10 protein-coding genes and 1 pseudogene are annotated in these 15,044 nt (G+C 72.9%); 7 read left to right on the forward strand and 4 right to left on the reverse strand.

Annotated elements, in window-relative coordinates; genetic code table 11:
- The 3 genes and pseudogenes from EBH09_RS30625 to EBH09_RS30635 form a co-directional block, all read right to left on the reverse strand.
- A pseudogene (locus EBH09_RS30625) lies at positions 1 to 527 on the reverse strand (VWA containing CoxE family protein); the annotation flags it as partial.
- Positions 524 to 1,918: a hypothetical protein gene (locus EBH09_RS30630; RefSeq protein ID WP_121751082.1), complete on the reverse strand. Its 1,395-nt coding sequence runs from the start codon at positions 1,916 to 1,918 to the stop codon at positions 524 to 526. The pseudogene EBH09_RS30625 and the gene EBH09_RS30630, both read right to left, overlap by 4 nt.
- Positions 1,918 to 2,439: a hypothetical protein gene (locus EBH09_RS30635; protein ID WP_238697488.1), complete on the reverse strand. Its 522-nt coding sequence runs from the start codon at positions 2,437 to 2,439 to the stop codon at positions 1,918 to 1,920. The genes EBH09_RS30630 and EBH09_RS30635 overlap by 1 nt, the downstream gene beginning before the upstream one ends.
- A gap of 233 nt (positions 2,440 to 2,672) precedes the next feature.
- Between EBH09_RS30635 and EBH09_RS30640 the strand changes: the two genes are divergently transcribed.
- Both EBH09_RS30640 and EBH09_RS30645 read left to right on the forward strand, forming a co-directional pair.
- The gene (locus EBH09_RS30640; protein ID WP_121751083.1) at positions 2,673 to 4,298 is read left to right on the forward strand and encodes a phosphodiester glycosidase family protein; all 1,626 of its coding nucleotides are present in this window, start codon (positions 2,673 to 2,675) and stop codon (positions 4,296 to 4,298) included.
- Between the two features lie 72 nt (positions 4,299 to 4,370).
- Positions 4,371 to 5,387 carry an alpha/beta hydrolase family protein gene (locus EBH09_RS30645; RefSeq protein WP_121750127.1) on the forward strand — a complete coding sequence of 339 codons (1,017 nt, stop codon included), beginning with the start codon at positions 4,371 to 4,373 and terminating at the stop codon, positions 5,385 to 5,387.
- 81 nt (positions 5,388 to 5,468) lie between these two features.
- Here the strand turns inward: EBH09_RS30645 and EBH09_RS30650 are convergent, their stop codons facing one another.
- Positions 5,469 to 8,246 carry a glycosyl hydrolase gene (locus EBH09_RS30650; RefSeq protein ID WP_121750128.1) on the reverse strand — a complete coding sequence of 926 codons (2,778 nt, stop codon included), beginning with the start codon at positions 8,244 to 8,246 and terminating at the stop codon, positions 5,469 to 5,471.
- A gap of 541 nt (positions 8,247 to 8,787) precedes the next feature.
- On the opposite strand from EBH09_RS30650, the gene EBH09_RS30655 reads away from it, so the two are divergent.
- From EBH09_RS30655 to EBH09_RS30675, 5 genes are all read left to right on the forward strand, one after another.
- Positions 8,788 to 9,033 (forward strand): hypothetical protein, encoded by a 246-nt coding sequence (locus tag EBH09_RS30655; RefSeq protein WP_121750129.1) that lies wholly within the window; start codon positions 8,788 to 8,790, stop codon positions 9,031 to 9,033.
- Positions 9,034 to 9,085: 52 nt separating this feature from the next.
- Positions 9,086 to 11,212 carry a choline BCCT transporter BetT gene (gene betT, locus EBH09_RS30660; RefSeq protein ID WP_193776619.1) on the forward strand — a complete coding sequence of 709 codons (2,127 nt, stop codon included), beginning with the start codon at positions 9,086 to 9,088 and terminating at the stop codon, positions 11,210 to 11,212.
- Positions 11,213 to 11,289: 77 nt separating this feature from the next.
- Complete coding sequence (locus tag EBH09_RS30665; protein ID WP_121750131.1) at positions 11,290 to 11,826, forward strand: GNAT family N-acetyltransferase; 537 nt, start codon at positions 11,290 to 11,292, stop codon at positions 11,824 to 11,826.
- Positions 11,827 to 11,941: 115 nt separating this feature from the next.
- Positions 11,942 to 13,450, forward strand: a complete 1,509-nt coding sequence (locus EBH09_RS30670; RefSeq protein ID WP_121750132.1) for an ABC transporter substrate-binding protein — start codon at positions 11,942 to 11,944, stop codon at positions 13,448 to 13,450.
- 3 nt (positions 13,451 to 13,453) lie between these two features.
- On the forward strand, positions 13,454 to 15,044 hold a 1,591-nt coding region (locus tag EBH09_RS30675), incomplete at its 3' end, for an ABC transporter permease subunit (RefSeq protein WP_121750133.1).

Here is a 15,044-nt window from a genome sequence, read left to right on the forward strand (position 1 = left end):
GGCGTGTGCCCGCCGCCACCGGTACCGGTCGGGCTGACGCCGCCACCGGCCCCCGCCGGCTTGGTGCCGCCGCCTTGTCCGCCCCGCCCGCCGCGCAGCTCGCCGGGCCGGCAGCCGAGGGCACGCTCGAGCCACTCGGCGTCGGACTGCCAGCGCGCCAGCTGCTCGGCGGTGACGTTGCCGGGGCGGGAGGCGAAGACGTTCAGCAGCACCTTCGACGCGAGCGCAGCGCGCCGCACCTCTGCGGCGCGGTCCCGTGCGCCGTCCTCCTCCGCCTCGGGTGCCATCAGCCCGTCGAACTCGGCGGCCAGTTCCGGGTGCCGCTGCACGACGGAGCCGACGGACGCGTCGGGGTCGAGGAGCGCGGGAGGCAGACCGATGTCCTCGACCACGGCGAGGCTCGCCGACTCCAGGGTCGCCTGCTCCTCGGGGTCGAAGAGCCGGGCCAGCAGCCGCCAGTAGAGAACCTGGCGCCGGTTGTCGTGCGGGTCGGACGCGGGGACGTCCCCGTCGGTGGGCCGGGTCATTTCCGCAGCAGCTTCCCGGCGCGCTCGCGCAGCACCGTGACGGCGTCGGTGGCGGCCTTCTCGGCCCGGACGCCGGCCTTGTCGGTCGTCCCCCCGGCCCAGGCCCCGGCATGGACGGCGACGGTCCTCTTCCGCACGGTCCGCTCGACGGCGAGCGGCTGGAGGAGGAACTGCCCGCCGTCCCAGCGCAGCAGTCCGAGGCAAGCGGTGGACGAGGCGACGACCTCCGGGGTGAGCGGCCCGGCGGCCGGCACGCGGCCGGCGTCGACGCCCAGACGGCCCCCGGCGACCTCCAGCACGACTCCGTCGGCCCCGTCCGTCACGCCGTACCCCTCCACGAGGACGGGCACCGCGATCCGGGCCGGGTGCCGGTCCAGCGGCGACACGTCGAACGGGGCGGCGGTGGGCAGGGCCACCCGGGCGGTGACGAAGGCATCGGCGGGCTCACCGGCACGAGCACGCGCGTCGTCCCACAGCAGATCGCCTTCGGCGGTGACCGGCATCGCGTCGAGGTCCATGGAGCGCTCCTCGCTCACGGCGGCGAGCAGGGACATGTGCGGCCGCAGGAGCTGCCACAGACCGGCCCCGACGACCGTGTCGGGCTTCGGCGCGGACACCGAGGCCCGCACCAGCCGCGGCGTACCGCCGTCGGCGGGCTCGAACACCGCGTGCACCTGCGCCTGTACGGCGGTGGCGTGCTCCTGGACGTCGGCACCGAGTGGCAGCAGCCGCCCGGTCACCTCGCCCGTGGCGGGCGCGGAGGCGGCCCCGGGCAGCGTCAGCAACAGGGCACGCGCCCACAGGTCGGCCCAGCGACGCACCGGAACCTGCTCCAGCGTCGCCCCGGGACAGCAGGCGGCAAGCTCGGCGGCGAACCCGTCGAGCAGTGTGGCCGGCCGGCGCAGGGCCGGATCGGGCAGCATCGCGGAGACGACGGGCGCTGCCCCGCCGACGAGTTCGTGATCGATGCCCTGCCAGCCGGCACGCGCCAGATCGCACAGCCAACTGCGCGCGGCGACCAGCAGGTTCGCCGCATGCTCATCGCCTGGCACCGAGACGTCGCAGGCGTCGACCACTCCCGGCCGGTCGAGGGCCTCGGCCACCCTGGCGATCAGCGCGTCGTGTGCCGACCCGAGCAGAGCGGTACGGGCGGCGGCGAGCGCGACGAAGTGCCCCTCGTCGCCGGCCCCGGAGGCCGTCTTGTCGGCGGCCTCGGCGACCCGCGAGGCCAGCGGCGTCCCGGCGACGGCGTCGGCGATCCCGGCCAGGCCCCCGGCCTGCGCGGGCCGCGGACGGAGCAGCCCGCCCACGAGAGCCTCGTCGAAACCGTCCACGGCCGCGAGGGCCTCGTCGAGCCCCTCGACGTCATCGGAGAGCAGATCGACGCGCATCAGGCAGCCACCGCCCCGGTCGTCGGGAAGCCGGCCGTCGGGAACCACTGCATCTCGGGCAACGGGTCAGTGGTGGCCGGAAGTTCGAGATAGGCGAGATGCCGCAGGAACCGGCTGAACACCTGGGCCGCCGCGGAAGTGTCGTCCGACCCGGGCCGAGTGGACGTCATGGCGGAGGTGAGCGAGTGCGCGTCGGGTTCCCCGTCGCCGGCCTCGACCTTCAGGTAGCGGCCCACGCGCTCGGCCCCGTACTGAAGCACGGCCTCGCCGACCAGCGCGCGTATGTGGTTGCAGAACGAGCCGCGCGCCCCGCCGCAGGGACGGTTGTTGTTGGTGCTGCACGCGTACGCGTACGAGCCCGCCGCGACCGAGGACACGTACACGCGCCCGATGTCCGACCCACTGGACACCACACCCTGCAACCGCCCGTCGGCCAGCTCGACGAACGGCACCTTGGCGAGCTTCCGCGGCCGCGCGGCCGGCACCACCCGCGCCGTGCTCGACTTCTCCCAGACGGACAACGCACCATCTCCCATACATGCGAAAGGGGATGTTCACGCCACGTCGGCGGAACGAGATCGAATCTATAGGCGACCACTGACAACGCCCCCGGCCGTCCGCCGCGACCTTGACGCCGGTCCGGAACCGGCCGCTACTTGTGCAGCGGACGTTGGGCGGCTGTCCATGTCCGTGTCAGCGGTGAGCGGAGAGGATGGCGCGTGTTCGTCCCCGGTCCTCGATCCCGGCGGTGCAGATGAAGAAGAGACTGTGCGGTGCGGGTGCCGTCCTCGGCGTCCTGGTCACGGTGGCCCCACTGCCGGCACAGGCATCGCCCCCGGCGCCACAACCGAGGTCGCACACCCTGCCCCTGGGACCCTCGAACCTGCCCGAGAGCCGCACCACCACGACCCTCCAGCCGGGCGTCACCCTCACCCGCATCGTGCGCGGGCACGCCGACGACCCAGCAATCCACTGGACGGTCGAGGTCTCCATCCCCGGCGGCGACACCTCGCCGGACCCCGACGCGCCGCCCACCGCCCTGAAGGACTGGGCGAGCGCCGACGAACTGGCCGCCGGGCTGGAACGGGACGGTTTCCAGGCCCGCGTGGAACGGGTGACGACGCCGAAGACGGCCGACTACGCGGGCGGCACCCTCGGCTGGCGAGTCCGCGTCGGGACCTACGACTCACAGGCCGCCGCGACCTCCGAACGCGCACGCCTGAGAGCGGCCGGGCACACGGGATCCGCCGTGTACACCGGCTGGGACGGCGGGGCAACGGACCGCGGCCCATGGCACGTCGACGTGCTCACCATCGACCCGCGCGGATTCCGCGGCAGCCTCGACGCGTCGTACGGCCCGGACCTGGAGAACCGCGAGACGACCAGCGCACTGGCGGCGTCGGCCGACGCGACCGCCGCGGTCAACGCCGGCTTCTTCGTGCTCGACCCCAGGGCGGGCGCACCGGGCGACCCGGCAGGCGTGGGCGTGTACGGCGGACGCCTGCTCAGCGAACCGGTGGCCGGACGCCCGGGCCTGGTGATCCACGACGACGGCCGGCGAACCCAGGTCACGCGTCTCACCTGGCGAGGCCGGGTCACCGGTCGCGATTCCGCCCTCCACCTGAACGGCGTCAACCGCGTCCCGGGTCTGATCCGGAACTGCGGCGGCACCAAGGGCGACGCGCCCACCTCGCTGCCCCTGCACGACGTCACCTGCACCAACCCCGACGACCTGGTCACCTTCACACCGGACTACGGCCGGCACACGCCCCGGGGCGAAGGCCTGGAGGCCGTACTGGACGCTCACGACCGGGTCGTGGAGCTGCGTTCACCACGAGGCGGAACACTTCCGCCGGGCGGCAGCTCCATCCAGGCAACCGGCGACCGCGTCGCCGACCTGACCGCCCTCGCACACGTCGGCCGGCGTCTGCGCGTCAGCACAACCCTGCTCGACGAACGCGGCCACCGGGTCTCACCCTCCCCCCGGACCGACATCCTCAACGCCGGCCCCGAACTGGTCCGCGACGGCCGGCTCCACATCACCCCCGCCACCGACGGCATGGTCCATCCGTCAGATCCGAGCTGGTACTACGGCTGGGTTCACAAGCGCAACCCACGCACGCTGGCCGGAGTGGACGCCGCAGGCCGCACCGTCCTCGTCACCGCCGACGGCCGCAGCACGGACTCCCTCGGGCTCAGCATCGAAGAGAGCGCCGAGGTCGCCAAGTCACTGGGGCTGCGCGACGCGGTCAACCTCGACGGTGGCGGCTCGACGACGATGGTCGCGAACGGCGCCGTGATCAACGACCCCTCGGACACCGCAGGTGAACGCGCCGTCGGCGAAGCCCTGTTGGTCCTGCCCCCCCAGCCACAGAACTGACTCCTAGCTTCCGCGCGAAGACCCCCTCCGCACCACAGCGCGACGAACAGCAACCCACCCCAGGGAGCCGCCGTGTTCGCGAACGTGCCAACCGCCCCGTCCCCCCTCGGAGCCAGACTCCTCCTGGTCCTGGCCGTCCTCCTGGCCACCCTCGTGCCAACAGCCCCGGTACTGGCCGCGGGGCAGCCGGACATCGCCCGCCCCGGTGCCGAAGTCGTCGCCGTCACCCAGGTCGCGGACCGGCAGCTCGACCTGTCGGTCCGGTCGCGGGCCCTGGGCGGTCGCACGGTCGACGTCCGCCTCCTCACCCCGGACGGCTGGGACCCGCACGACCGACGCCGCCGGCACTGGCCCACCCTCTGGCTGCTGCACGGCTGCTGCGGCGACTACACCTCCTGGACCGCCATGACCGACGTGGCGGAGACCGACAGCCTGCGCGACGTCCTGGTCGTCATGCCGGAGGCCGGCTGGAACGGCTGGTACAGCGACTGGTGGAACCACGGCGAGGGCGGCGACCCGGCGTGGGAGACCTTCCACACGGTGGAGCTGCGCCGCCTCCTGGAACGCGACTGGGGCGCCGGCCGCGACCGCGTGGTGGCCGGCCTTTCGATGGGCGGCCAGGGCGCCCTCCTCTACGCCGCCCGCCACCCCGGCATGTTCAAGGCGACGGCCTCCTACTCCGGCTCGGCCCACCCCCTCCTCAACGACGAGTCGGTGGCCCGCATCATGGGCTTCTTCGCCGGCCAGGACAACGACCCCCTCCGCGTCTGGGGCGACCCGGCCGCACAACGCCGGATCTGGCAGGCCCACGACCCCTTCCACCTCGCCGAGCGGCTCAGGCCGATCCCGGTGTACCTGTCCTGCGGTGACGGGACGACGGGGCCGCTGGACGCGCCGGGGAGCGTGAGCGCCCTGGAGGCGGACTTCAACCGGCAGAACCATGCCCTGGCCGCCGAGTTGAAGCGCGTCGGCGCGAAGCAGGTGACCACCCACTTCTACGGCCCCGGCACGCACACCTGGCCGTACTGGGAACGCGAACTGCACGCGTCCCTTCCGATGCTGCTCGGTGCACTCCGCGTGCGCGACTGAGGCGCGGGGCGCGGGCGGCGGACATGCCGGTGCGACGGGGCCCGACCGGATGCCGGTCCCCGTCGCACGGTGCTCGCCGGTTCAGCTGTAGGGGATGACCAGCACGGACTTGTCCGTGCCCGTCTGGAGCCTGGAGGTGCCGTTGCCGATGGCGCTCCACACCTCGAGCCGTACGGTGCCGCCCTTGAGATCGGCCGGTGTGCCCGTGGACGCCTTCAGACCGCGCGCCTGGGTGTACTCCTCCCATCCGGTGACCGGGTCGGTCGCGAAGTAGTGGTACGTCTCGGTCCGGTCGACGCTGCCGTCACCGGTGAAGTCGTAGCTGACCCGGGCCTGCTGGCCGAGCCCGACCGTGCTGCCCGCGTCCACCTGGAGCCGGAAGGCGGTTCGCGCCCCCGGGGTGAGCGTGCCGTTGACGTCGCGTACCTCGTAGACGAGGGGCTGGTACGGGGTGCCGTCGTGATTGGCACCGCCGCCGGAGGCGATCGTGTCACTGCCCGCGGTGCCGCCGGTCGCCGTGGTCAGGGCGCCACCGCTGCGCAGCTGGAAGGTGTTGCCGGTCGGCGGCTCCGGGTCGGGATCGGGGTCCGTCGAACCCGTCCCGGTGCCGCTCGCCGTGGAACGGGCCGGTACGGAGAGGGTCTTGCCGTCGGAGAAGGTGACCGTGCGGGCCGTCGCTCCGTGGTTGTGCGCCGCGTAGGTCCGGGTCGTTCCCTTGGTGAAGACGGCGGAGGTGGGGATGTCACCGGTCACGGTGGCGTCCGGGGCGCCGAGGGCGTCGAAGGTGTTGATCCAGTGGTAGGTGTGCGCCTTGGACTCCCCCTGCTCAGGGGTGTAGCCCGCGTGTCCCGCATCCCATTTGGCCTTGGCCGCAGCCGGGTCGGCGAAGGACTGGAACTCCCAGAGGATGTCGCGCCATTCGACGGCCGGTCCGCCGTTCTCCCGTTCCATCTCGGCGATGTTGCGCCGGATCGCGGCCTTCTCGCCGCCGAGGTGGAGCGATCCGCCGGTCACGGGCAGGACGTTGATGCCGTGGATCTCCTCGGGGTTGGCCGTCCACCACGTGGAGTAGGCGGCGCCGCTGCCCCACACCATGCCGGCCGTGTCGTGACCGAAGGAGGACGGGAAGACCTGCTCGTCGGCGTCGAACCAGTACTGGGCGATCGACTCCGACTCGGTGGTCAGCAGGAAGGTGCCGAGGTCGCGCAGCGAGGTGTCGCCGGTGGCGGAGCCCCACAGGATCAGGGCCGCGCTGAGGTTGGTGGACTCGGAGGAGGACTCCTGGTTGTTGCCGGCGGCGAAGCCCTGGTGGCCGGAGGCCCAGCTGTGGCCCGCGTAGACGTCGAAGCCGCGCAGGAAGGGGAAGGCGGCGTCGGTGCGGCTGGGGTTGGCGGTGTCGCGCACGAGGGTCTTGACCATGCCGCCCCACGCGGAGTCGGCGGCCCACGCCTGGTCGTACTGGGCGACGATCGCCGCCGCGTAGACGTAGTAGCCGTAGTGGAAGTGGTGGTCGTTGAGTTCGGCGTCGCTGCCGTAGGACGCGGGATAGCCGGTGAGGGTCTTCCAGTCCTTGTCGTAGCTGAACTCGTTCGCGCCGCCCGCCGTGAACCAGTCCTGGAGCTTGCCCTTCAGCAGGCCGAGCAGTCGGTCGCGGACAGCGGTCTCACCGATCTGTTCGGCCACCGGGACGAGTTGGGCGAGGCGGCCGAGGGCCTTGCCGGTCCAGTAGGTGTCGGAGGCCCCGGAGAAGGGGTCGGCGGCGTTCACGACCTCGTTCAGGTACCCGCGCAGCCGGGCGGCGTCCACGCCGTTCGACTTCGGCAGCGCGGGGAGCGCCGCCGAGGCCTTCTGGCTGGTCGTGAAGGAGGCCGACTCGCGAACCTTCATCGTGCCGCGCGGCGAGACGTAGGTGTAGGAGGTGAGGGGGTCCGTGGTGTGCAGCCACTGGTGACGGTAGAGGGCCTGGAGCGTGCCACGCTCGGTGCCCTCCTTGGCCTCGGTGGCGAGCGTGTAGGTGGCCTTGACGGTGCCCCCGGAGTAGTTCCAGGCCACCTTGGAGCCGGTGACGAAGCTGTAGGCGTACTTCTTGAACGTCGCCAGTGCGCCGGTGGAGGGCAGCACGGCGACGGAGAAGTAGTCCTTGGCACCGAGACCCGCCGTGACGGTGGACCCGGCGACGTTCCAGTCGCTGCCGGTCGGCGCGAAGAGGGCGTAGTGGTGCCCGGCGACGGTGATGCCGAGGACGTTGCCCTGGTCGGCGAAGACGGCGGGCGCGCCGGCGGTGGTGATCTGGGCGTTGCCGCCGGAGCCCTTGGCGTACACGAACGGGGAGCCGTGTCCGATGGTGGTGCGCAGGGTGCGGGCGCCGTCGGACCAGTAGGGGGTGACCGTCCAGTCGGACCAGTCGTCGGCCTTGGTGTCGGGGGAGTTGAGGCCGGTCAGTCCGATGGTGAGGTCGCGCTTGTGCGCGTACTCGTACTGGCGGCCGTCACCGACGATCGCGGGGGCCGTCGGGTAGCCGACGTCGAGTCCGCCGGCCGTGGCCTGGTAGGTGAGGGGGTGTCCGTACATGGGGGTCGAGTACGGGTTGTCGCCGTAGCGCTGGAAGGCGAGGGAGGACCACCAGTCGTTGGTGGGCACGGGCCGGTTCCGGGCGGCCGCGGTCACCTTGGGCGTGACCGGGGCTCCCGTGTTGGTGGTGGGACCCGACGTTCCGGGGGGCCGGGTGTCGGAGTAGCTGCCGGAGCCTACGGGGACGGTGGCGGCGGCCGCCGGCGTGGCGGCCGGGCCGAGACCGACGACGGCCAGGGCCGAGGCCAGCAGCAGAACGGTTGCCGGTCTGGTGCGTGGGGCTGGCATGCGTCACCTCAAGTCGTGACAGGGGAGTCTTTGAGAGCGCTCTCAGATGGCCGGAACGTAAAGCCCGCGTAATGCGGGTGTCAATAGGTTGAACGCAGCAAGCACGTGCTGTGCCGTTTAGCCGTCAGGTATTCGCGCGGGAAACGGAGTTGACGAAGGGGGAGCCCGGGAGCGGAGCGGGCACCATGTCCGGTTGGCCGGCACGGCGACGGCGATCTGCTCGTGCGGCACCTGGCCCCAGGACTCGATCAGCGTGGCGACGGCCTCCCGCTCGTCCGCCCGGTCGCCCAGCCGGGCAGGTCGGGGACGGCGCCGCTGAGCACCGACCGGTAGCCGGGCGGCGTCTCGGAACTGCCGTCGAGGTGTCAGCCGAGGCGCGGCGGGCGCGGTCGCCGTGTTCCGGGCGCTCCTAGCCCACCCGGGTGGCCTCGTCACCCGCTTGCAACGGTCCCCGCGCCCCCCGCCGCCCCCGCGCCCACCATGGCCATGCTGCCGCCCGGCAGCCCGATCCTGTACCGGTCGGACGCGAAGGAGGCCCGGGATGGGCGAGCTGTACATCGGCGGCGAGTGGACGAACGAGGCGGCCGGCGGGCGGCGTGACGTGATCAATCCGTACGACGCGTCCGTCGTCACGAAACCGGGCGGCGAGAACCCGGACATCGTCCTCGGGGACGCCGGCTTCGCCGCCGCGCCCGTCCGGTCGCCGTACGCCCTGCGCGCCCGGCCACCGAGGGCCCGTCCGACGCGGGCCCGGTCGTACGCCCTGCCGCCGCGTGCGTGCCCGTGACCGGCCGGCCGCCGGGCGGGGCCCCGGCCCCCGGTGAAGGAGGTGCCCGATCGTGACGGACGCCGGCGGCACGGGTCCCGCGGCGGCGCCGGACGGGACGACGGCACAGGAGGCGCCGCCGAACCCGGCGCGGCTCAAAGCCGTGGTCTTCTTCGGAGCGGCCCTCCTGGTCCTCGCCATCTCCGTGTGGGCGATCATCACCCCCACCGGGGCCGAAACGGCCATCGGGGTGGTGGTCGGCAGGATCTCCCACTGGTTCGGCTGGTACTACTTCCTCGCCGCCACCCTCTACCTGCTGTTCGTCGTCTTCATCGGCGTCTCCAAGTACGGCACGGTCAAGCTCGGCCCCAAGCACTCCAAGCCCGACTACGGCCTGTTCACCTGGGGGGCGATGCTCTTCGCGGCGGGCATCGGCATCGACCTGATGTTCTTCTCGGTCTCCGGGCCGGTCAGCCACTACCTGGCCCCGCCGCAGGGCGACCCGCAGACGCTGGAGGCCGCCCGGCAGGCCGTGGTGTGGACGCTGTTCCACTACGGCATCACCGGCTGGGGCATGTACGCGCTGATGGGGATGGCGCTCGGCTACTTCTCCTTCCGCTACCGGCTGCCCCTGGCCATCCGTTCCGCGCTGTACCCGATCATCGGCCGCAGGATCCACGGGAGGATCGGCGACACCGTCGACCTGGCGGCCATCATCGGCACGGTGTTCGGCATCGGTGTGACACTCGGCATCGGCGTGGTGCAGCTGAACTACGGGCTGAAGGTCCTCTTCGGCGTCCCGGAGGGGCTCACCGCGCAGATCGCACTGATCGTCGTCGCGGTCGCGATGGCCACGGTGTCCGCGGCCTCCGGCGTCGACAAGGGCATCCGCCGCCTGTCCCAGCTCAACATCCTGCTCGCCACCCTGCTGATGCTGTACATCCTGGTGGTGGGCGAGCCGTTCCGGCTGCTGAACGCCGTGGTCCAGAACGTCGGGGACTACGTCAGCCGCTTCCCGTCGATGACCCTGAACACGTTCGCCTACGACCAGCCCACCGAGTGGCTGGACACGTGGACGCTCTTCTTCTGGGCCTGGTGGATCGCCTGGGCGCCCTTCGTCGGACTCTTCCTGGCCCGCATCTCCCGCGGCCGCACCCTGCGCGAGTTCGTCGCGGCGACGCTGGTCATCCCGTTCCTGTTCACCGGCCTCTTCCTGGCGATCTTCGGCAACAGTGCCCTGTTCCTCGTGCGCGACGGCAACACCGGGTTCGGCGAGAAGGCGATGAACGTCCCCGAACAGGGCTTCTACAGCCTGCTGGCGGAGTACCCGGGCTTCCTGTTCAGCGCCGGACTCGCGACGTTCGTCGGGCTGCTCCTGTACGTCACCTCCGCGGACTCCGGCGCCCTGGTCATGGGCAACCTCAGCGCCGAGCTGCCCACCCCCGTGACCGACGCGCCCGCGTGGCTGCGCATCTTCTGGGCGGTCGCCACAGGACTGCTGACCCTCGCCATGCTCATCGTGGGCGGTGTGCAGGCCCTCACCAACGCCACCATCATCATGGGGCTCCCCTTCTCCTTCGTCATGTTCCTGATCATGGCTGGGCTGTACCTGGCCCTGCGCACCGAACGGATGAAGACGGAGGCGAGCGCCACCACGCTGCCCGGGTCGCTCTCCGGGCGCATGGCGCAGCAGGGGCTGCCCGGAGCACCGAACTGGCGGCACCGGCTGGCCCGGGCGATGGCCTTCCCCGGCAGGCGGGCCGCCGCCCGCTTCATCGACCAGGTGTGCCGTCCCGCCTTCAGCGACGTCGCCCGGGAACTGCGGGAGCAGGGCGCGCAGGCGGAGGTCCTGGAAGGCACCGTCACGGAGAACGGCCTCACCCACGCCGGCCTGCGGGTGCCGATCGGCGCCGGCGACGAGTTCGTCTACGAGGTCTGGCCCGTCGAGCTGCCGACCCCCGTGTTCGCCGCCCGCTCGGTCAGCGGGCGCGACACCTACGTCCGGTTCGAGGTCCGGCTCGCCGAGGGCAACCAGGACTACGACGTGATGGGATACACCCGGGAACAGCTCATCGCCGACAGCCTCGACCAGTACGAGCGTCACCTGGAGTACCTGCGGGTGCGCCACGAGGCGGCCGACCGCTCGGGCCTGCCCGACCACCGTCCGGACGCCCCGGACGCGCACCTGCCGGAGCAGTAGCCCGGCCGGCGCCGACGTCGGCGGGCTCGCGGTGAGGGCCTGGTCAGCCGGGCAGGCTAAATGCGTACGATGTGCAAGTGCGCATCAGTGACCACATCATCAGGACAGCGACACCGGACGACCTGGACGCCGCCCGAGCCGTCATGCTCGACACCGTCTACCGCGACTTCGGCACCGGGTACGTCCCCCGCTGGCACGGCGACATCATCGACCTGGCCGGGGCGTACCTGACCCCGGAGCGGCACACCCTCCTCGTCGCCGTCGACGCGGCCGGCGAGGTCGTCGCCACCGGCGCTCTCGACTCCCGTGGTCCCGCGCACCCCCCGAATCCTCGCCACGTCGCCGAGCGGTACCCCTCCGGCGTGACCGCGCAGCTGCGGCGCGTGTACGTCCGGCCCGAGCGTCGTCGGCGTGGGCTGGCGCGGCGGCTCGTCGACGAGCTGCTCGCCTTCGCCTCCGCCGACGGCGGTTACCGGTCCGTGTATCTGCACACCGACCCGGCCGTCACCGGTGCCGAGCCCTTCTGGCGGTCGCTCGCGAAGGTCGTGCACGACGAGCGGGAGGACGCGGGGGGCGGGCAGGGGATCGTGCACTTCGACGTGCCGATGGTGTGAGGGGTCGGACAGTCGATGGAAATGATTGTCATGTAGTGTCTCCGACCGACCCGTTGCGCCTTCGCCTGCCCCGCCCACTCGCCCGCCCCGCCCCGCCCCGATCGATCCGAGGACCATGCGCTCCCACCGCCGCTCCCGGCTGCTCGCCCCCCTCATGCTCGCCCCGCTGATAGCCGGCTGCTTCGCCTCCGGAGGCGGTGACGGGTCCGGCTCCGGCGGGGAAGGCGGCGACGACGGCTCCCGTCTCCGTGTAGCCCTCGCCTTCCCGCCCGCCGAGGGACTCTCCCCGTACGGCGCCGACGCCACCCTCCTCAGCCGTCTCGGTGTCACCGAGGGCCTCACCGCCCTCGACGCCAACGGCAGTGCCGCCCCCGCACTCGCCGAGTCCTGGCGCAGGGACGGGGAGAAGACCTGGGAGTTCACCCTCCGCGACGCCACCTTCCAGGACGGCGGCGAGGTCACGCCGGCCGCCGTCGCCGGGTCGCTCACCCACGCCACCGACGCCGAGCCCGCGCCCGCCGCCCTGGCAGGGGTCACCCTCACCGCGAAGGCCCAGGGCGAACGGGTCGTCCGGATCACCACAGCCGAGCCCGACCCCGTACTGCCGCTGCGGCTGTCCAGTCCCAGCCTCGCCGTTCTGTCGGCCGGGGCCTACGACAAGAGCGGCCGCGTCGACCCCGTCGGCACCGCCACCGGCCCCTTCGAACTGACCAAGGTCAACGGCGCCACCTCCGCCTCCCTCGACCGGTTCGACGACTACTGGGGCGGCCGCGCCCAGGCCTCCGGTATCGACGCCCGCTTCATCGCCGACGGCACCGCCCGCGCCAACGCCCTGCGGACCGGCGAGCTCGACATCGCCGAGGCCGTTCCGGTGGCCCAGGCGGCGACCCTCGACGAGGAGACGCGGCGCGACACCGCCACCACCCGGACCACCAGCCTGCTCTTCAACGCCTCGTCCGGGGCCTTCGAGGACGCCGGGCTGCGGGCCGCCGCCCGTGCCGCCGTGGACACCTCCGTGTTCGCCGAGGACGTGTACGAGGGGTACGCCGACCCCGGCGCGGGGGTCTACGGGCCCGCCGTGACCTGGGCCGAGGGGAAGCGCACCGAGCCCGTCGGACGTGCGGCGGCCAAGAAGGCCGACGGTGACACCATCACCCTCGCCACCTACGACAACCGGCCCGAGCTGCCCGAGGTCGCACAGGTGGTCGAGCAGCAGCTGGAGAAGGCCGGATTCAAGGTGAAGCTCACCGTCCGCGAGTACTCGCGGCTGGAGGGGGACGCCCTGGCGGGGAAGTTCGACGCGTTCGTGCTGGCCCGCAACACCCTTGTCGACACCGGTGACCCCGTCGCCGTCCTCGCCAGCGACTACACCTGCGACGGCGGTTACAACATCGCCCAGCTCTGCGACAAGGACGTCGACGCGGCCGTCGCCAAGGCCGAGCGGACCGCCGACACCGCGAAGCGGCAGGACGCCGCCATGGCCGCCGAGGCGCGCGTCCTCGGCAGCGACGCCGTCGTGCCGCTCGTGCACCAGCGGATCATCACCGGCGTCGGCAGCTCCGTACAGGGCGTGATCCTCGACCCGTACGAGCGCGCCCTCGTCGGCACCGGCACGCGGCGCTGACCCGTGCGGCAGCAGGTGGCCACCGTCGTGTGGCGGGTCGTCCTCGCGACGGGGCTGGTGTGCGGGATCGGGCTGCTGCCGTGGCTGACGCGGACCGATCCGGCCCACACGGTTCTCAAGGCACGGTCGGCCGAGCGTACGCCCACGCCCGAGGTGCTCGCCGACATCCGCGCGCAGCTCGGGCTCGACGACGGGCCGCTGCACCTGCTCGGGCGGTGGCTCGGCGGGCTCGTGCGCGGTGACGCCGGGCGGTCGTGGATCTCGGGGGGCGAGGTCCTGCCCGACGTGCTCCAGGCGCTCGGCGCCTCCCTGCTGCTCATGGCCGTCGCGCTCCTCGTCGCCGCCCTCACCGCCGGGCTCATCTGCGCCCGCACGCTCAGGCTCGGCGCCCGGCGGCGGCTCGGTGGGCGACGGCGTGGCGGCACCGCCTCCGCCGTCGTCGCCTCGCTGCCCGAGTTCCTCGTCGCCTCCGTGCTCGCCACCCTCGTCGGGGTGCAGCTGGGATGGCTGCCCGCGCTGGGGTGGTACGGGCCCCAGTGGACCGTGCTGCCCGCGCTCGCCCTCGGGCTGCCCGCCGGGGCGGTGCTCGGCCGGCTGCTCGACGACCTGCTGCCCGGCGCGTTCGGTGAGCCGTGGGCGCTGGCCGCCGCCGCCCGGGGGCTGACCGGCCGGCGCATCGCACGGCAGGCGTTGCGGCGGTGCGTGCCCGCGCTGCTGCCCAATCTCGGGCTGTTCGTCGTGGGCCTCACCGGCGGGGCCGTCGCCGTCGAGCAGGTCTTCGACATCCCAGGGCTCGGCCGCACCACCCTCCAGGCCGCCCTCGCCCAGGACCTGCCCGTCCTCCAGGCCGGCACCCTCGCCCTCGTCCTCCTCGCCGCGCTCGCGACCGGTGCCACCCGCGTCGCCGCCCGTGTGCTCACCGGACCCGCCCTGCGCGACGGCGCCCTCTCGTCCCTGCACCGGCCCGCCCCGCCCGCCGGCGGTCTGCTGCCCCTGCTCTACGGCGTCGTCCTGCTCGCCGTCATCGGATTCGGCCTGGCGCGCGACCCGCTCGCCCTCAACACGGGGGAGCGGCTGGGGGCGCCCTCCCCCGGCCATCCCTTCGGTACCGACGCCCTCGGCCGGGACCTGCTCGCCCGCGTCGGTCACGGGGCTCTGGACACGCTGCTCCTCGCCTCCGCCATCACCGCCGCCGCGCTGCTCGCGGGCGTACTCCTCGGGCTCGTACCCCGGGTGTCGGCACCGCTCGTGGACACCGTCAACGCGGTACCGCCGGTGCTGGCCGCCCTGGTCGTCACCGCCGTCGCGGGAAGCGGAACGGCCACGCCCGCCCTCGCCGTGGCCGCAGTCGCTTGGGCGCCGCTCGCCGCGCACACCTCCTCGCTGCTGCGGCAGGAACGCGCCACCCTGCACATCACCGCCACCCGGGGGCTGGGCGCCGGGCGGTGGTACCTGCTGCGCCGCGAGCTGCTGCCCGCCGTCCTGCCGCCCGTCCTCCGGCACGCTCTGCTGCGGCTGCCCGGCGTCGCCCTCGCCCTCGCCTCCCTCGGTTTCCTCGGCCTGGGCGCCCAGCCGCCGTCCCCCGAGTGGGGCC

The organism is Streptomyces sp. E2N166 (genome assembly GCF_003671715.1).
Lineage (GTDB): Bacteria > Actinomycetota > Actinomycetes > Streptomycetales > Streptomycetaceae > Streptomyces > Streptomyces thinghirensis.